The sequence below is a fragment of the Kitasatospora sp. NPDC088779 genome (assembly GCF_040685395.1).
Taxonomy (GTDB): domain Bacteria; phylum Actinomycetota; class Actinomycetes; order Streptomycetales; family Streptomycetaceae; genus Kitasatospora.
Genome location: NZ_JBFBHW010000027.1, coordinates 24842 through 42876, shown reverse-complemented (window position 1 = coordinate 42876; position 18035 = coordinate 24842). Strand labels below are relative to the sequence as shown.

14 protein-coding genes are annotated in these 18035 nt (G+C 74.6%); 3 read left to right on the top strand and 11 right to left on the bottom strand.

The genetic code is table 11. From position 1 onward, the window contains the following. Window positions 1-119: 119 nt before the first annotated feature. The 3 genes from AB0P03_RS24220 to AB0P03_RS24210 all read right to left on the bottom strand — a co-directional run bounded on the left by AB0P03_RS24220 (window position 120) and on the right by AB0P03_RS24210 (window position 2632). On the bottom strand, window positions 120-1112 hold the full coding sequence (locus AB0P03_RS24220) for a malate dehydrogenase (RefSeq protein ID WP_363630717.1): 993 nt from the start codon (window positions 1110-1112) through the stop codon (window positions 120-122). A gap of 204 nt (window positions 1113-1316) precedes the next feature. Beyond that, window positions 1317-1742: a DUF3017 domain-containing protein gene (locus AB0P03_RS24215; protein ID WP_063349030.1), complete on the bottom strand. Its 426-nt coding sequence runs from the start codon at window positions 1740-1742 to the stop codon at window positions 1317-1319. 35 nt (window positions 1743-1777) lie between these two features. Continuing rightward, the gene (locus AB0P03_RS24210) at window positions 1778-2632 is read right to left on the bottom strand and encodes a bifunctional methylenetetrahydrofolate dehydrogenase/methenyltetrahydrofolate cyclohydrolase (RefSeq protein ID WP_363580198.1); all 855 of its coding nucleotides are present in this window, start codon (window positions 2630-2632) and stop codon (window positions 1778-1780) included. 606 nt (window positions 2633-3238) lie between these two features. Between AB0P03_RS24210 and AB0P03_RS24205 the strand changes: the two genes are divergently transcribed. Beyond that, window positions 3239-3856, top strand: coding sequence for a hypothetical protein (locus AB0P03_RS24205; RefSeq protein WP_363630715.1), 618 nt, complete (start codon window positions 3239-3241; stop codon window positions 3854-3856). Between the two features lie 160 nt (window positions 3857-4016). On the opposite strand, the gene purH is transcribed toward AB0P03_RS24205, so the two are convergent. Beyond that, window positions 4017-5594: a bifunctional phosphoribosylaminoimidazolecarboxamide formyltransferase/IMP cyclohydrolase gene (gene purH / locus AB0P03_RS24200; RefSeq protein WP_363630714.1), complete on the bottom strand. Its 1578-nt coding sequence runs from the start codon at window positions 5592-5594 to the stop codon at window positions 4017-4019. A 69-nt stretch (window positions 5595-5663) separates the two neighbouring features. Next, entirely contained in the window at window positions 5664-6329 is a 666-nt protein-coding gene (purN, locus tag AB0P03_RS24195) for a phosphoribosylglycinamide formyltransferase (protein WP_063349026.1), read from the bottom strand. Window positions 6330-6697: 368 nt separating this feature from the next. On the opposite strand from purN, the gene AB0P03_RS24190 reads away from it, so the two are divergent. Continuing rightward, on the top strand, window positions 6698-7330 hold the full coding sequence (locus tag AB0P03_RS24190; protein WP_363580192.1) for a hypothetical protein: 633 nt from the start codon (window positions 6698-6700) through the stop codon (window positions 7328-7330). Window positions 7331-7376: 46 nt separating this feature from the next. Here the strand turns inward: AB0P03_RS24190 and AB0P03_RS24185 are convergent, their stop codons facing one another. After that, on the bottom strand, window positions 7377-8876 hold the full coding sequence (locus AB0P03_RS24185; protein ID WP_363630713.1) for a DUF6350 family protein: 1500 nt from the start codon (window positions 8874-8876) through the stop codon (window positions 7377-7379). A 132-nt stretch (window positions 8877-9008) separates the two neighbouring features. On the opposite strand from AB0P03_RS24185, the gene AB0P03_RS24180 reads away from it, so the two are divergent. Then, entirely contained in the window at window positions 9009-10760 is a 1752-nt protein-coding gene (locus tag AB0P03_RS24180; RefSeq protein ID WP_363630711.1) for a sigma factor-like helix-turn-helix DNA-binding protein, read from the top strand. A 70-nt stretch (window positions 10761-10830) separates the two neighbouring features. Here AB0P03_RS24180 and sucD read toward each other — a convergent pair whose 3' ends face one another. The 5 genes from sucD to AB0P03_RS24155 form a co-directional block, all read right to left on the bottom strand. Continuing rightward, window positions 10831-11715 carry a succinate--CoA ligase subunit alpha gene (gene sucD / locus AB0P03_RS24175; protein ID WP_063349021.1) on the bottom strand — a complete coding sequence of 295 codons (885 nt, stop codon included), beginning with the start codon at window positions 11713-11715 and terminating at the stop codon, window positions 10831-10833. A 19-nt stretch (window positions 11716-11734) separates the two neighbouring features. After that, on the bottom strand, window positions 11735-12907 hold the full coding sequence (gene sucC / locus AB0P03_RS24170; RefSeq protein ID WP_363580186.1) for an ADP-forming succinate--CoA ligase subunit beta: 1173 nt from the start codon (window positions 12905-12907) through the stop codon (window positions 11735-11737). Between the two features lie 302 nt (window positions 12908-13209). Beyond that, window positions 13210-14373 carry a VWA domain-containing protein gene (locus AB0P03_RS24165; RefSeq protein ID WP_363580184.1) on the bottom strand — a complete coding sequence of 388 codons (1164 nt, stop codon included), beginning with the start codon at window positions 14371-14373 and terminating at the stop codon, window positions 13210-13212. Window positions 14374-14393: 20 nt separating this feature from the next. Then, on the bottom strand, window positions 14394-16823 hold the full coding sequence (locus tag AB0P03_RS24160) for a DUF5682 family protein (RefSeq protein WP_363580182.1): 2430 nt from the start codon (window positions 16821-16823) through the stop codon (window positions 14394-14396). Next, entirely contained in the window at window positions 16820-17902 is a 1083-nt protein-coding gene (locus AB0P03_RS24155) for an AAA family ATPase (RefSeq protein WP_350877198.1), read from the bottom strand. Before AB0P03_RS24155 ends, AB0P03_RS24160 begins: the two co-directional genes overlap by 4 nt. Window positions 17903-18035: the final 133 nt, after the last annotated feature.

The window sequence follows — 18035 nt, the reverse complement described above, 5'->3', positions numbered from 1 at the left end:
GTCAGTGTAAGACCGGCCGGCGCCCGGGGAGTGGAAGAACGAGCGACGGCCGGTCACACGACGGCCCGCCGCCTCCGGGAAGGAGACGGCGGGCCGTCGGGAAAGCGGTGCCGCGGGGCTCAGATGAGGCTCAGCTCCTGGACCGCGTCGCGCTCCTCGGTCAGCTCCTTGACCGAGGCGTCGATGCGGGCGCGCGAGAAGTCGGAGATCTCCAGGCCCTGGACGATCTCGAACTTGCCGGCCTTGGTGGTGACCGGGAAGGAGGAGATCAGGCCCTGCGGGACGCCGTAGGAGCCGTCCGAGACGACGCCCATGGAGGTCCAGTCGCCCTCGGCGGTGCCGTTGACCCAGGTGTACACGTGGTCGATGGCGGCGTTGGCGGCCGAGGCGGCCGAGGAGGCGCCACGGGCCTCGATGATGGCCGCGCCGCGCTTGGCGACGGTCGGGATGAAGGTCTCGTCCAGCCAGGCCTGGTCGCTGCCGATGGCCTCGAAGGCCGGCTTGCCGGCGATCTCGGCCTGGAAGACGTCCGGGTACTGGGTGGCGGAGTGGTTGCCCCAGATGGTGACGCGCTTGATGTCGGAGACGGGCGCACCGGTCTTGATGGAGAGCTGGCCGACCGCGCGGTTGTGGTCCAGGCGGGTCATCGCGGTGAAGCGCTCGGCCGGGACGTCCGGGGCGTTGCGCTGGGCGATCAGGGCGTTGGTGTTGGCCGGGTTGCCGACGACCAGGACCTTGATGTCGTCCGCGGCGTGGTCGTTGATCGCCTTGCCCTGCGGGCCGAAGATGCCGCCGTTGGCCTGCAGCAGGTCGCCGCGCTCCATGCCGGCGGTGCGCGGACGGGCGCCGACCAGCAGCGCGACGTTGGCGCCGTCGAAGGCCTCGTTCGGGTTGTCGGTGATCGTGATGTCACGCAGCAGCGGGAACGCGCAGTCGACGAGCTCCATGGCGGTGCCCTCGGCGGCCTTGAGGCCCTGCGGAATCTCCAGGAGGCGCAGGTTCACCGGGACGTCGGCACCGAGCAGGTGGCCCGAGGCGATGCGGAAGAGCAGCGCGTAGCCGATCTGGCCGGCCGCTCCGGTGATGGTGACGTTGACGGGGGTGCGGGTCATTTCTACCTTCTCCAGCAGATCGCCAGGTGCCCCAGGCACACCGGCGCGCTGGAGCCGAGGATGATCTCTCGACATCGAGAGACCGGCGTCAGGTTATCGCAAAGGGAAGCGTACGCCGCGGGTGCGGGCCTGGCTGATGCGTCACAACGGACGGCGGCCCCCGCCCTGGCTCGCAGGGCGGGGGCCGTCACGGTCACCCCGGCGTCAGTGCTTGGGCCGGCCGATCAACTTGCCGATGTTGTCGAGCAGCGGGATCTCCAGCCACGGGTTCGGCTGCGCCACCAGGGTCAGCAGCACGATCGACGCTCCCAGGAAGGTCAGCACGATCACGTCGGTGAAGCGGCTGCGCACCGCCAGCATCCCGACCTCGGGCAGCACCAGCCGCAGGACGGCCCCGAGCAGCACCCCGCAGCCGAGGATCAGCAGCCCGTACTTGAAGCCGTCCTTGAAGTCGGCGAACCAGGTGACCGCGAGGCCGGCCCCGACCACCAGCAGGACCAGCGTTATCGGCCACTGCCGGACCGGCAGGGTGTGGTCGCGCCCGAGGGCTGCGGCCGCGCCCTCGGGCGGCAGGGTGCCGGTGGTCTTGACCGGCCTGCGCGGGGTCCGCGCCGGTCGCGGTTCCGTCATGCTCGCCGTCCCTCGTGGTGGTGTCGGTCGCGGGGTCAGACGCCGGCGCGGCGCTCGGCCGCCACGACGATGTTGTTGAGCAGCATCGCGCGGGTCATCGGGCCCACGCCGCCGGGGTTCGGGGAGATCCAGGCGGCCACCTCGGCCACGCCCGGGTGCACGTCGCCGACGATCTTGCCCTCGCTGCGGCTGACGCCCACGTCCAGCACCGCCGCGCCCGGCTTGACGTCCTCCGGCTTGACCAGGTGCGGCACGCCCGCGGCGGCCACGATGATGTCGGCCTTGCGCAGGTGGTAGCCGAGGTCCCGGGTGCCGGTGTGGCACAGGGTCACGGTGGCGTTCTCGCTGCGGCGGGTCAGCAGCAGGCCGATCGAGCGGCCGACGGTGACGCCGCGGCCGATCACGACCACCTCGGCACCGTCGATCTCGACGTCGTGCCGGCGCAGCAGCTCGACGATGCCCAGCGGGGTGCACGGCAGCGGCCCCTCGATGCCCAGGGCGAGCCGGCCGAGCGAGGTCGGGTGCAGGCCGTCGGCGTCCTTGTCCGGGTCCATCAGCTCCAGGACCGGGTTCTGGTCCAGGCCCTTGGGCAGCGGCAGCTGGACGATGTAGCCGGTGCAGGAGGGGTCGGCGTTGAGCTCGCGGACGACGTTCTCGACGTCCTCCTGGGTGGCGGTGGCGGGCAGCTCGCGCTGGATCGAGGCGATGCCGACCTCGGCGCAGTCCTTGTGCTTCCCGTTGACGTACCAGCGGCTGCCCGGGTCGTCGCCGACCAGGACGGTGCCGAGGCCGGGCGTGACGCCCTTCGCCTTGAGGACCGCCACGCGGGCGGCGAGTTCGGACTTGATCGCGGCGGCGGTGGCCTTGCCATCGAGAATCTGGGCAGTCATGACCCCATTCTCCCGGATCGGGGCAAGCCGCCGTACCAGGGCCCGTCTTCGAACTCCCGACGTCCGCTCGGTGGGCGCTCGGTGGGCGCTCGATGGGCGCTCGATGGGCGCTCGGCGGGCGCTCGGCGGGCGGGAGCCGGAGGCGGGCCCCACCTCCGGCTTCCGGTCGGACGGGTACGGAAGGCCTGGACCACGTTGCGGTTGCGCCACAGTCTCGGTCCGGCGCGCGGAACCGGCTGGACACGGCCCCGCCGTCCGGTTGACGATATGCGGGCATTCCCTGCCGCGACCCGGCCCGGTGACGGGCCGACGGACACCCGGCGGGGGCGTACCCGGGGGAAAGAGCACGTGAGCCGACCACTTCAGACCGAGCCGCCCGACCACTGCGGCGCAGTCCTGCCCGCAGCGGGCCCGTCGACGACTCCGCTCTCACCGTTCTCACCATTCTCAGCGCTCTCACCGCGCGTCTGAGCCGGCCGCGCCCGGCTCCGCTCCGGGCTGTCACTCCCCTCCGTTAGCGTCCCGTTCCACCGGCGACCCGACTCGCCAACCGGAACCGGGCCCTCCGTCCCGTCCCCACGTCCCCGCAACTGCCCGGAGGCATCGATGAGTTACCCGCCCGACCCGAACAACCCGTACGGCCAGCCCCCGCAGGCTCCCGGCTACGGCTACCCCCAGCAGGCCCCGCCGGCCGGGTACGGCTACCCGCCGCCCGCGCCGGGCTACGGCGGACCGGGCTACGGCTACCCGCCGGCCGTCCCGCAGAACATGCCGGGCCTGGTGGTCACCACCCGGGTGCTGCTGTTCATCATCGGCGCCGTGCAGATCATCGGCGGGGGCATCTACCTGATAGCCGCCGCGGCGGCCAAGGAGGTCACCAACCGGGCCCAGGAGATCGACGGGAGCGACCCGTTCAACGGCTTCGGCAATGCGGCGGCCGGCGTGCTGGTGGTCGTCGGCATCGTGTGCGCGCTGTTCGCGGCCTTCTCCATCACGCTGGGCGTGAAGTTCGGCAAGGGCGGGCCCGCGGTCCGCATCACCACCCTGGTGTACGGCTCGTTCGGCGCGCTGCTCGGCCTGCTGGGGCTGGCCGGCTCGTTCGCCAACAACGCCAACCCGGTCGGCATCGTCTTCACGCTGATGTGGCTCGCGGTCTCGATCACGATGATCGTCGGGATGAGCGTCAAGGACGGCGTCGCCTGGTTCGCCCGGCCGCGCTACTGACCGGCTGCGCTGGCCGGCCGGGTCGCTGACCGGCCGCACTACTGACCGGCCCCGTCCGAGCCGATCGGACGACGAGCGGCCCGGCTCCCCTTCCGGAGGAGCCGGGCCGCTCTGTCATGCCGTCACCCGGGCGGTGCGCCGGGCGAGCGGTGGAACGCGATCAGTGGAAGAAGTGCCGGGCACCGGTGAAGTACATCGTCACCCCGGCCTCGGCGGCCGCCGCGACGACCTCCTCGTCCCGGATCGAACCGCCCGGCTGGACGATCGCCTTGACGCCGGCCGCGATCAGGATGGCCGGACCGTCCGCGAACGGGAAGAACGCGTCCGAGGCCGCGTACGCGCCCTTGGCCCGCTCCCCGGCCCGCTCGACCGCGAGCTTGCAGGAGTCGACCCGGTTGACCTGGCCCATGCCGACGCCCACCGAGGCGCCGCCCTTGGCCAGCAGGATCGCGTTGGACTTGACGGCCCGACAGGCCCGCCAGGCGAAGGCCAGCTCGGCCAGCTCGGCCTCGGACAGCGCCTCGCCGGTGGCCAGCCGCCAGTTCGCCGGGTCGTCGCCCTCGGCCTGCACCCGGTCGGCGTCCTGGAGCAGCACGCCGCCGGAGACCGGGCGCACCTCCTGGCGGTTGGCCGGCGCCTCGGGGGCCAGCAGCACCCGCAGGTTCTTCTTCCGGGCCAGCACCTCGACGGCGCCGTCCTCGTAGCCGGGGGCCACCACGACCTCGGTGAAGATCGGGGCGATCTGCTCGGCCAGCTCGACGGTGACCGGGCGGTTGACCGCGATCACGCCGCCGTACGCCGAGACCGGGTCGCACTCGTGCGCCTTGCAGTGCGCCTCGGCGACGTCCGCGCCGGTCGCGATGCCGCACGGGTTGGCGTGCTTGATGATCGCGACGGCCGGCTCGGCGTGGTCGTACGCGGCGCGGCGGGCGGCGTCGGTGTCGACGTAGTTGTTGTACGACATCTCCTTGCCGTGCAGCTGCTCCGCGCCGGCCAGGCCGCCGCTGCCGTCGCTGTACAGCGCGGCGCCCTGGTGCGGGTTCTCGCCGTAGCGCAGCACGTTCTGCCGCTCCCAGGTGGCGCCCAGGAACTCCGGGAACCGCTCGTCGCTCGGCGCGTAGCCGGCCTCGAACCAGGAGGCGACCGCGACGTCGTACGCGGCGGTGTGCGCGAACGCCGCACCGGCCAGGCGCTTGCGGGTGGCCAGGTCGAAGCCGCCCTCCTGGACGGCGCGCAGCACGTCGTCGTAACGGGCCGGGTCGACCACCACGGCCACCGACGGGTGGTTCTTGGCCGCGGCGCGGACCATGCTCGGGCCGCCGATGTCGATCTGCTCGACGCACTCGTCCGGGGTGGCGCCCGAGGCGACGGTGGCCTTGAACGGGTAGAGGTTCACCACGACCAGGTCGAAGGGCTCGACGCCCAGCTCGGCCAGCTGCGCGCGGTGCGACTCCAGCCGCAGGTCAGCGAGCACGCCGGCGTGCACGCGGGGGTGCAGCGTCTTCACGCGCCCGTCCAGGCACTCCGGGAAGCCGGTCAGCTCGGAGACCTCGGTCACCGGGACGCCGGCGGCGGCGATCCGGCCGGCGGTGGAGCCGGTGGAGACGATCGCGACCCCGGCGGCGTGCAGGCCCTGGGCCAGCTCCTCCAGACCGGTCTTGTCGTACACGCTGATCAGCGCGCGACGGATCGGACGGATGTTCTCCGAAACGGGGGGCGTGGTGGAGCTGGCACTCATGCTCCCACCTCGCTGCGCTCGGTGGGCGCTGCGCGCCGGGCACCATTCTCGATGATTCGCTCGCTCCGCTCACTCATGTGCCGGAATCCATACCTTTCGGTCCTCGATGCGGTGACCCTCGCGGGCCAGCCGGCCCACGACGTCGACGAGCAGCTTGCGCTCGACAGTCTTGATGCGCTCGTGCAGCGCTTCGCCGCCATCGGCGTGGTCGGCGTCGACGACCTCGACGACGCCCTGCGCGATGATCGGCCCGGTGTCCACCCCGGCGTCGACCAGGTGGACGGTGCAACCGGTGACCCTCACCCCGTACGCGAGCGCGTCGGTGACGCCGTGGGCGCCGGGGAAGGAGGGCAGCAGCGCGGGATGGGTGTTGACGATCCGCCCGGCGAAGGCCGCGATGAACTCGGGCCCGAGGATCTTCATGAAACCGGCCGTGACCACCAGGTCCGGCTCGTGGGCGGCGACGGCGGCGGTCAGCGCGCGGTCCCAGTCGGCCCGGTCGGCGAAGTCCTTCACCCGGTGGACGAAGACCGGCAGGCCCGCCTTCTCGGCCCGCTCCAGGCCCGCGATGCCGTCACGGTCCGCACCCACGGCGAGGATCTCGGCGCCGTACGCCGGATCGGCGGCGGCGTCGAGCAGCGCCTGCAGATTGGTGCCGGAACCGGAGACGAGCACCACCAGGCGGGCCGGTCCGGGCGTACGGGGCGGGAAGAGCTGGGCGGGGGCGGCGGCCACTGCGCGATTCTCCGTAGGTCGGGCGCCGCCCGCTGGTACGTCCACCGGTGGTGGGGCCACTACGAACGGCAGGTCGAGCGAGGGGGAACACCAGGAGAACCCACCGCGACGCGGGCACCCGGGAACCTCTGCGAGCTGCTGACCGTCACCACGATAACGGCTGGTCGGACGGCCTCCGCACCCTCCTGGCGGCGCTACGCGCGTAGTTGAGACGGGGATCTCCTCCGTCCCGCGCGGCGGAGTTGCCCCGGGCACGGGCCCGCCCGGCACCCGCGCAGCGGGCAGGCCGCCGGAGGAGCGGCGAACGGCTGCGGGATCATAGGGGAGGCGGGAGACCGCCCCTCCGACCGAGAAGGAATGGCTGAACCATGAGCAGCGGTGACGACACCGGCGAGCGCAACCCCTTCGCGCCGCCGCCGGCGGATGCCCCGGACCAGCCGTGGCAGCCGCGCAACCCCTGGCCCGGCGAGGGCCGGGACGACACCGGCGGCCAGGGCGCCGGCGAACGCCCGCAGCTCCCGCCGCCGCATCCCTGGGGCCTCGGCCGGCCCGAGGACGGCCGCCCCAACCCCCCGGCCCCGCAGCCGCCCAAGCTCGACCCCGCCGACCCCGCCCAGCGCCGGGCCCGCAACGCCGCGCTGGCCGGGCCGCTCGCGCTGGTCTGCCTGTTCGTCGGCTTCCACTGGGCCGCCCTGTTCGTCGGCGCGCTCGGCATCGTGTGGGGCATCAGCGCACTGCGGACCCCCAAGCCCGCCCCGGCCGCCGCCGTCACCGGCACCGCCCACCAGCCCGCCGCCCCGAACCCGCTCACCCCGGCCGCGCTCGCCGGAATCCTCACCGGCGCGATGACCGTCGTGGTCGCGACCTCGGTGATCGGCCTCGGGATGTACTACAACGACTACGTCACCTGCGTCCGGGACTCGCTGACCTCCGTCGGCGCCGAGAACTGCGACCGGTTCGCGCCCAAGTGGTACGTCGACTTCACCGGGAACGCGGGCTAGATCCTGTCCGTCCGGTCTTGCCGGACAAGGCCCAGGACGGACAGGGCTAGTCGTTCCCGGGGGCCCGCCCGCCCAGGCGCAGCACCGCGGCGTACCCGCGGGCCCGCAGCAGCAGCACCCCCCGGCGCAGCCGCTCGGCCGACCGGGCGCGGGCCGCGGGCGGGACCTCCTCGTCGGCGTACGCGTCGAGCTTCTCGGCGGTCTGCCCGTCGACCTCTCTGTCGACCTCTTCGTCGGCCTCCAGGACCGTTGCGGGGCACAGCGCCCGATGGCGGACCAGCAGCGCGCCCGGCACGGCCACCAGCGCGAACCAGCCCGCCGCCGCCGGTCCCGTCCACCAGGGCGCCGGTCCCAGCCGGGCCATCCGGCCGCCCGCCAGCGCGCCACCCGACAGCCAGCCCGCCGCCGCCACCGCGACGCCCGTCAGCAGCGCCGCCGCCAGCACCGCCACCACCGTCGCCGCGAGCGGCCACGGTCCGTCGCCGCCCCCGTCACCGTCGTCGACGCCATCGCTGTCGTCGGCCCCGGCCGCCGCGCACGGGCCGGCCGCCGCCCGGCCCAGCAGCACCGCCGGCACCACCCCCGCCAGCACCGGCAGCAGCAGTGCCGCCAGCCGCCAGCCGCCCGGGCCCTCCGCCGGCAGCAGGGCGAACATCGGGAACTCCGGGACGGGGCCCAGCACGGTGCCGCCCGGCGCCACCACCGTCCCGGAACCCACCGCGAACCCCGGGCCCAGGGCGTACGCCGTCCCCCAGAGCACCGCGTTCGGCAGCAGCACCACCCCGAGCAGCAGCAGCCCGACCAGGGCCGCCGGTCCGCGCCCGAGCACCGCCATCCCGTGCCCGCCCCCGGACGCCGCGTCCAGCGCCGCCGCCACCGCCACCAGCACCCCGCCCGCCGCCACCAGGCCCGCCCCGGCCGCCAGCACCGCGCCGCGCACCGCCGCCGCGCCGCCGACCGGTCGGAGCGGCGCGGGCAGCCGGTCCAGCAGTTGCCACGCCGGGCGGCGGGGCGGGGCGTCGGGGCCGGCGGCCCGGGCCGAACGCGCGCCCGCCGCCGTCGCCAGCCCGGCCAGCAACCCCACCACCAGCACGTCCGGCAGCACCCTGGCCCGGAACAGCCCGGCGCCCGTGCAGTGCAGCACCACCGCCACCGCGACTGCGCAGTAGCCCGCCCACACCGCAACCGGACCGCCCCAGCGCGGCCGGGGCCCGCGCCGCGACGCCACCCCGGCGGCGGCCCGGTACAGCTGAGCCACCGCCAGCACGCCCAGCAGCAGCGGGGTGACGGTCAGCGGCGCGCCCGCGTCCCCCCGCAGCACCGGCGCGCCGTGCCCGAGCAGCCACAACGCCCCCGCCAACCGGGTGGCGCCGGTCGCCCCGTTGTCCGCGTACGGCGTCGCCACCCAGAGCCCGAGCACCGGTACCCCGACGACCGCCAGGCCGACCAGCGCCGTCCGCACCCCCGCCAACAGGTCGGCCGGCAACGGGCGTCCGCCCAGTTCGCCCGGCAGTTCCAGGATCGGACGGCCCATCAGCTGCGTCATGCGCCTCATGGTGCCAAGGCGACTCGCCATGCCTCGTGAAGCGGCAAACCGCCGCCGTGTCCCAGATTATTGGCTTATGCGCATTTTCAGACCCGATCCCCAAGCCGCCGGCGGACCGGCCCGGAGCGTCTGATGACCACGCCACCCACCGCCGAACACCCCGCCGGCGCCGACTCCCCCACCCCCGGGAACCGCGCCCGCAAGCCCCGGACCACCCACCCCGACCAGGACGCGGCCCGCCTCCTACGGAAACTGACGCCCCGTGAGGCCCAGGTGCTCGCCCACCTCGCCGCCGGCCGCGACCTCCAGCAGTCGGCCGCCGCCCTCGGCGTCACCCCGGCCACCGCCCGCAGCTACGTCCAGCGGGCCATGCGCAAACTCGGCGCGGCCACCGAGGCCGAGGCCGTCGCCCTCACCACCGCCCGCCCGAAGAGCCCCGACCCCGCACCGCCCGACCCCGCACCGCCCGGCCCCGACGCACCGTCCCGCCCCGACGCACCACCCCGCCCCGACGCACCACCCCGCCCCGACGCACCGGGCGACGTCCAGGCGGGCCCTGCCGCCGACCCCCGTACCCCCGACCCCGCGCCGCAGCGCCCGCCCGTCCTCGGCACCGGAGGAGAGCACGCCGGGCCCGCCCTCGCGCACCCCGGCCAGGCCGCCCACGCCCACGCCCACGCCCAGACCGCCCCGAACGCCCCGAACGCCCCGGGAGGGAGCATCAGCACACCCGCCGTCACCACGACACCGCCTGGCACCCGCGACACCCCGCCCGCGGCGCAGGACCGACCCGACGGCCCGGCCGCCGACCCCGGGCGGCCCGCCCACGTGGCCACGCCGGCCGACGGCGAGCGGGCCGGGCCGGCCGGGAGCTTCGAGGAGTTGTACGAGCAGGCGCACACCCGGCTGGTGCAGCAGGTGTTCCTGCTGACCGCCTGCCGGCACCGGGCGGCGCACTGCGTCCGGCTGGCGTTCGGGGCGGCGCGCCGGGGCTGGGCGGAGGTGGCCGCGACGGGGGATCCGGAAGGGTGGGTGCGGGTACGGGCGTGCGAGCTGGCACTGTCCCCGTGGCACCGGGGCGGGCCCCGGCGGATGCACGCCTGGAAGCTGCCGCACCGGCGGATCCGGGTGCGGCCGGCGGACGAGTCGCAGGCGGTGCTGCCCGATCACGACCGGCTGACCGACCGGGACCGGGCGCTGCTGAAGGCACTGCGGCGGCTGTCCCGGCCGCAGCGCCGGGCGCTGGTGCTGCACGACGGGCTGGGCCTGCCGGCGGCGGCGGTCGCGGTGGAGGTGGAGTCGACGCTGGCGGCGGCCGAGGGGCGGGTGTGGGCGGCCCGGGCGGCACTGGCCCGGTGGGTACCGGAACTGCTGGGGCCGGATCCGGCGGCGCCGGGGTTCGCGGACGGCCTGAGCGGGCTGCTGCACCGGGCGGCGGTCCGGGGCTGCCCGGAACCGCACCGGCCCCCGGTGCCGGTGCTGCGGGCCCGGCACCGCCTGTGGACCGCGAGCCGGACGGGGGCGGCGGCGCTGCTGACGGCGGCGGTGGGCGGGGCGGCGCTGGCGACGCTGGTGGGGATCCGGCCGGTGACGCTGTTCCGGTCCCCGGAGCCGCCGGAGCCGGCGATGTGCCTGTCGGCGGCGGGCCCGGGCGAGCCGGGTGTGCCGGCGCTGCCGGGCGGGCCGCCGAACGTCGTCCGCAGCCTGTGGTGCAGCCCGACGCCGGGGGTGGAGGCGGTCGTGATGGAGTCGGCGCCGCAGGCCGCCGCGCGGTGGGAGCTGCCGGCGGTCGCCCGGGGGGCGGGCGCCCCGCCGCCGCAGGGTCCGGAGGTCTGCCCGCTGTGGTCACCGCTGCCGTGCACGACCGGGCCCACGCCGTACTGACGGCGTCCGCGGACGCGCGAGCGCCCCTGCCCGTGAAGGGCAGGGGCGCTCGCTGCGCGGTCGACCGACGTCAGCCGGCGATGATCTCGCGCGCCAGGCGGGCGGTCTCGGACGGCGTCTTGCCGACCTTGACACCGGCGGCCTCGAGGGCCTCCTTCTTCGCCTGGGCGGTGCCCGAGGAGCCGGAGACGATGGCGCCGGCGTGGCCCATGGTCTTGCCCTCGGGGGCGGTGAAGCCCGCGACGTAGCCGACGACCGGCTTGGTGACGTGCTCGGCGATGTAGGCCGCGGCACGCTCCTCGGCGTCGCCGCCGATCTCACCGATCATGACGATGAGCTCGGTCTCCGGGTCCTCCTGGAACGCCTTGAGGGCGTCGATGTGGGTGGTGCCGATGACCGGGTCACCGCCGATGCCCACGGCCGAGGAGAAGCCGATGTCCCGCAGCTCGTACATGAGCTGGTAGGTCAGGGTGCCGGACTTCGAGACCAGGCCGATCTTGCCGGAGGTGGTGATGTCGGCCGGGATGATGCCGGCGTTCGACTGTCCGGGGCTGATCAGGCCGGGGCAGTTCGGGCCGATGATCCGGGTCTTGTTGCCCTTCGAACCGGCGTACGCCCAGAAGGCGGCGGTGTCGTGCACCGGGACGCCCTCGGTGATGACGACGGCCAGGCCGATCTCGGCGTCGATGGCCTCGACGACGGCGTCCTTGGTGAACTTCGGCGGCACGAAGATGACGGTGACGTCGGCACCGGTCTTCTCCATGGCCTCGGCGACGCCGCCGAAGACGGGCACCTCGGTGCCGTCGACGTCGACCGTGGTGCCGGCCTTGCGCGGGTTGACACCGCCGACGATCTGGGTGCCGGAGGCGAGCATGCGGCGGGTGTGCTTCATGCCCTCGGAGCCGGTCATGCCCTGGACGATGACCTTGCTGTCCTTGGTAAGGAAGATAGCCATGGTGTGAAAGTCCCCTTCCTTACTTGTTGGCCAGCTCGGCGGCGCGGTCAGCGGCGCCGTCCATGGTGTCCACGCGCTGGACCAGCGGGTGGTTGGCGTCGTCGAGGATCTTGCGACCCAGCTCCGCGTTGTTGCCGTCCAGACGGACGACCAGCGGCTTGGTGACGTTCTCGCCCTTGCTCTTCAGGAGCTCCAGGGCCTGCACGATGCCGTTGGCGACCGCGTCGCAGGCGGTGATGCCGCCGAAGACGTTGACGAACACCGACTTGACGTCGGGGTCGCCCAGGATGATCTCCAGGCCGTTCGCCATGACCTCGGCGGAGGCGCCGCCGCCGATGTCGAGGAAGTTGGCGGGCTTGACGCCGCCGTGCTTCTCACCGGCGTAGGCGACCACGTCGAGGGTGCTCATCACGAGGCCCGCGCCGTTGCCGATGATGCCGACCTGGCCGTCGAGCTTGACGTAGTTCAGGCCCTTGGCCTTGGCGGCGGCCTCCAGCGGGTTGGCCGCGGCCTTGTCCTCCAGGGCCTCGTGCTCGGGCTGGCGGAACTCGGCGTTCTCGTCCAGCGAGACCTTGCCGTCAAGCGCGATGATCTTGCCCTCGCCGGACTTGATCAGCGGGTTGACCTCGACGAGGAGGGCGTCCTCGGCGATGAAGACCTTCCACAGCTTCTGCAGGACGTCGGCGACCTGGTCGGCGATCTCGGCCGGGAACTTCGCCGCGGCGACGATCTCGGCGGCCTTCTCCGGGGTGCAGCCCTCGTTGGCGTCGACCGGGATCTTGGCGAGCGCGTCGGGGTTCTCCTCGGCGACGACCTCGATCTCCACGCCGCCCTCGACGCTGGCCATCGCCAGGAAGGTGCGGTTGGTGCGGTCCAGCAGGAACGAGACGTAGTACTCGTCCTTGATGTCCGCGGTCTGGGCCAGCATCACCTTGTGGACGGTGTGGCCCTTGATGTCCATGCCGAGGATCGCCTCGGCCTTGGCGACGGCGTCAGCCGGGTCGGAGGCGAGCTTCACGCCACCGGCCTTGCCTCGGCCACCCACCTTCACCTGAGCCTTGACGACGGCGCGGCCGCCGAAGCGCTCCGCGATGGCGGCAGCGTCTGCGGCGGTCTCGATCACATCACCGTCAAGCACGGGCACACCGTGCTTGGCGAAGAGGTCCCTCGCCTGGTACTCGAACAGGTCCACGTGTTTGTCCTTGTTCGTGGTCGCGGATTGTGTCTCTACGAGCGTGCCACGGCAGGATCTTCGCTGCGGGTCGTCGGGGCGGTGCGGGTACGCAGAGGTACGGCCTTGCGGCCCACACAGCCACGGGCGCACACGTCAATCAACACGCGCGTCACGTCCGTCTGGCAGGTTATCCCCGTACGACGGGACTGTTTCGCCCGGGGCCTGCCCGTCCGTGGTGAGAACCGTCACAGACAGCCTACGGGGGCGGTCGGCGCACCCCCCGTCCGCCGGTCGGCCGGTTCGCACGTCCGGGTGAATCCTCACACTCCCTGGTCAGGCACCGGCAGCGGGCGCTTCTCGATCGCCGCGGCCATGATCTCCGGAAAGGCGTCCGGGGTGCAGGCGAAGGCCGGGGCCCCCAGGGCGGCCAGGGCGGCGGCGTGGGCGTGGTCGTAGGCGGGCGCACCTTCGTCGGAGAGCGCCAGCAGGGCGATGAACTGGACGCCGGCCGCCTTCATCGCGGCGACGCGCTTGAGCATGCCGTCCCGGATACCGCCCTCGTAGAGGTCGCTGATCAGCACGACCACGGTCTCGGACGGCCGGGTGATCCTCGACTGGCAGTAGGCGAGCGCGCGGTTGATGTCGGTGCCGCCGCCGAGCTGGGTGGCGAACAGGACGTCGACCGGGTCGGTGAGCTGTTCGGTGAGGTCGACCACCGAGGTGTCGAAGACGACCAGCCGGGTGTCCAGCGTGCGCATCGAGGCGAGCACCGCGCCGAACACCGCCGAGTGCACCACCGACGGGGCCATCGAGCCGGACTGGTCGATGCAGAGGATGACGTCCTTCTTCACCGCGCGCTGGGCGCGGGCGTAGCCGACCAGCCGCTCGGGCACGACGGTGCCGTGCTCGGGCAGGTAGTTCTTCAGGTTGGCCCGGATGGTGCGGTCCCAGTCGATGTCGCGGTGGCGGGGCCGGTTGACCTTGGCGCTGCGGTCGAGGGCGCCGCCCAGGGTGGCCCTGGTGCGGTCGGCGAGCCGGCGTTCCAGATCGGCGACCACCTTGCCGACCACGGTCCGGGCGGTCTCCCGGGTGGTCTCGGGCAGCGCGTGCTTGAGCGACAGCAGGGTGCCGACCAGGTGCACGTCCGGTTCGACGGCCTCCAGCATCTCGGGCTCCAGCAGCAGCCGCTCCAGACCGAGCCGGGCGATCGCGTCCTGCTGCATCAGCTGGACGACGGTGGACGGGAAGTACTCGCGGATGTCGCCCAGCCAGCGCGCCACCTGCGGGGCCGAGCCGCCCAGCCCGGCGCCGCGCCGGCCGCCGCGGGCCGCCCGGCCGCCCTCCTCGGGCGCGCCGCGGTAGAGCGCGGCCAGGGCGCCGTCCATCGCGGCGTCCCGGCCGCGCAGGGCGCAGCCGGTGCCGTCGGCCTCGCCGCCGAGCACCAGCCGCCAGCGGCGCAGCCGTTCGTCGGTCGTGGTCGCCATCAGGTCCTCCTTCACGGGTGTCAGGTGTTGCGGCCGGCGGCCTGCCGGGGGATCCGGGGGCGGGCGCCGAGCAGCAGGGCCACCACCGGGACGGCGGCGTCGGCCCGGGCCCGGTCGAGGGCGCCGCCCGGGGTCCGGGCCGCCGGGGCCTCGCCGAGCGGGCCGGCCGCGACCCGGCCGCCGATGGTGCTGCGGACGCCCGCCTCCAGCCCGGCGAAGGTGCGGCGCAGCAGCGGCAGGACGTCGGTGAAGACCTCGCCGGGCACGCCGGTCAGCCACTCGTCGAGCAGGGCGAGCAGGCGCGGGTCGTGCAGCAGCAGGGCGCCGCCGCCGGTGAGGAAGCCCTCGATCCAGCCGGCCGCGTCCGCCGGGGCGTTGGCGGTGGACAGGACCAGCCGCAGCCGGCCGGCGGCCTCCTCGGAGTCGAGCCGGCCGTCGTCCAGCAGCAGCCGGACGGCGCGCCCGCGCAGCAGGCCGGGGGCTCCGGTGGCCGGGCCGCCGGCCGGCTCGCGGCGGGCCAGCGAACGCAGGGCGGCGGCCCAGCGGTCGGCCAGGCCCTCGGAACCGGCCAGGCCCTCTGAACCGTCCGGGCCCGGGGAGGCTGCCGGGGTGCCCGGGCCCGCTGATTCGTCCGGGGCGTCCGGGCCTTCCGGGCCTTCCGGCTCCGGACGAGCGGCCGGGCCGAGCAGGCCGATCGCGCCGTGCACCTCGTCGAGCCGGCCGCGCATCGCCGCCGCCCCCTCGGCGTCCAACCCGACGCAGGCGGGCGGCAGTCCGACGCAGATCCGGTCGGCCAGGCCGGTGGCGACCTCGCCGAGCGCGCCGTGGTCGGTGCCGCGCACATCGCCGTAGCGCAGCGCCCGGACCAGCGCAGGCAGCGCCCCGGCCAGGTGCGCGACGTCGGTGTCCAGGGCAGCGCAGTCGGCGAGCACCCGCATCACGGCGGGCAGCGCGCCGGCCAGCCCGGCCAGCAGGCAGGTCTCCACCAGCCCGGTCAGCTCGGCGAGTTCGACGGCGGCGCGGGCGGTGCCGACGGCCTTGCCGGTCGCCGCCTCCTCCACCGTGGTGCCCCACTGGGCGGCCTCGGCGATCCGGACCGCGAACTCGGGCTGCCAGCACAGCCGCCAGCTCTCCCGGAACGTCCCGGTCGAGTTGACCGCCGAGCGGGCCGGCACGCCCCAGTCGACGCCCAGCAGCCGCAGCCGGTGCAGCAGCCGCGAGCGGGCCGCGTCGGTGTCCTTGCGCAGGTCGAGGTCGAGGTCCTTCGGCGCGGCCTCGGGCTTGAGCCGCAGCGTGCGCTGCCAGCGGGTGAGGTCCCGCTGGAGCGGCACCGTCGGTGCCGCGTCCGGGACTTCGCCGAGCGCGTCGCCGACCACCAGACGGTCCCGGACGAGCTCCAGGGCGATGTCCGAACCCTCGCAGAGCACCGCGCGGACGGCGTCCAGGGTCTCGGTCAGCCCGGCCAGCGGGCGGCCGCGCAGCACCGCCAGCGTGCGGGCGAGCCGGACCGCCTCGATGACGTGGGCGGAGGAGACCGGGTGGTCCTCGGCGCGCAGCAGTTCGGCGGCCCGGGCGAGCCAGCGCGGCACCGGATCGCCCTCGGTGCTGAACAGGTGGTGGTACCAGCCCGGTGACCGCACGCCCGCGCCGTAGCCGGTGGCCTGGGAGAGCCGGCGGTGCGTCCACGGCACCCAGGTGATGTCCGTCCTCACCTTCCGCGGCAGTCCGGCGAGCAGCGCCCGGTCGTGCGCGACCGTCGGCAGCACCGCCAGCGCGGGCACGTGGAAGGCCCCGCACACCACGGCGATCCGGCGGTGCCCGGCGCGGCGGGCGGCCCGGATCTGCTGGCGCATGTACGCCTCGCGCAGGTCGTCCCGCCGGGACTCGCCGAGGCCCTCCGCGCGCAGCGCCGCCATCGCCTCCGCCACGGCGGCGAACGGCGCCAGTCCGTCCGGGTCGTCCCCGCCGCCGTCCGCACCGGGCGCGGCGGGCGCGCGGTGCTCGACCACGTCCTCCCACCAGCGCTCCGGGTCGTCGTACCCGGCCGCCTCGGCGAGCAGCGCCAGCGGGTCGGCGACCGGCCCGGCGGGCTCCCCCGGCTCCCCGGGCTCCCCGGCCTCCGGGGCGGGGCCGAGGCCGTACCCGGCGGGCAGGTCGATGAAGCGGACCGGCAGCTCCCGCTCGACGCCGTAGCGGATCGCCACCCACTCCGGGGAGAACTCGGCGTACGGCCAGAACGCGGCCCTCGCCGGGTCGTCCACCGCGTGGGCCAGCAGCGCGACCGGCGGCACCAGGCCGTTCCCGGCCGCGAGGTGGACGATGCCGTCGGCCTCCGGCGGGCCCTCGATCAGCACCGCGTCCGGCCGCCAGCGCTCCAGCGCGGCGGCCACCGCCCGGGCCGAGCCCGGGCCGTGGTGCCGGATGCCGAGCAGCGCGACGTCCTCGGTCATCGCACCTCCTCGCGGGCGGCCCGGTAGAAGTCCTTCCAACCGTCGCGCTCGCGCACCACCCCTTCGACGTACTCGCGCCACACCGCGTGGTCCGCCACCGGGTCCCGGACGACGGCACCGAGGATGCCGGCCGTCACGTCCCCGGCGCGCAGCACGCCGTCCCCGAAGTGGGTGGCCAGGGCGAGGCCGTTGGCCACCACCGAGATCGCCTCCGCCGTGGAGAGGGTGCCGCTCGGGCTCTTGACCTTCGTCCGCCCGTCCGTCGTGATCCCGGCCCGCAGCTCGCGGAACACGGTGACCACCCGCCTGATCTCCTCGGCGCCGCCGGGCAGTTCGGGCAGTTCCAGGGAGCGGCCGAGCTGGTTCACCCGGCGGGTGACGATGTCGACCTCCTCCTCCAGCGAGCCCGGCAGCGGCAGCACGACGGTGTTGAACCGCCGGCGCAGCGCGCTGGACAGCTCGTTGACGCCGCGGTCGCGGTCGTTCGCGGTGGCGATCACGTTGAAGCCGCGCACCGCCTGCGTCTCGCCGCCCAACTCCGGCACCGGCAGCGTCTTCTCGGACAGGATGGTGATCAGGCTGTCCTGCACGTCGGCCGGGATCCGGGTCAGCTCCTCGATCCGGGCGAGCTTGCCGTCCGCCATCGCCCGCATCAGCGGCGAGGGCACCAGGGCGTCCCGGCTCGGGCCGTCGGTGAGCAGCCGGGCGTAGTTCCAGCCGTACCGGACGGCCTCCTCCGGGGTGCCGGCGGTGCCCTGCACCAGCAGGGTGGAGTCGCCGCTGATCGCGGCGGCCAGGTGCTCGGACACCCAGGTCTTCGCGGTGCCGGGCACGCCGAGCAGCAGCAGCGCGCGGTCCGTCGCCAGGGTCGTGACGGCGACCTCCACCACCCGGCGCGGGCCGATGTACTTGGGGGTGATCGGGGTGCCGTCGGGCAGTTCGCCGCCGAGCAGGTACGTCGCCACGGCCCACGGCGAGAGCTTCCAGCGCTCCGGGCGCGGACGGTCGTCCTGCGCGGCCAGCGCGGCCAGTTCACCGGCGAAGGCGTCCTCGGCATGCTGCCGCAGAACGTCGGTCACGGGGGCTCCTTCGGGTCGGCCGCCGGGCACACGGGTGCCCCGGCGGCAGGGTGATCGGGGGGAGCTGGGGCCGGCGTCCCGGCCTGTGGGAACCACCCTGCACCCCGGCACTGACAAACCCCGGGGCGCTCCC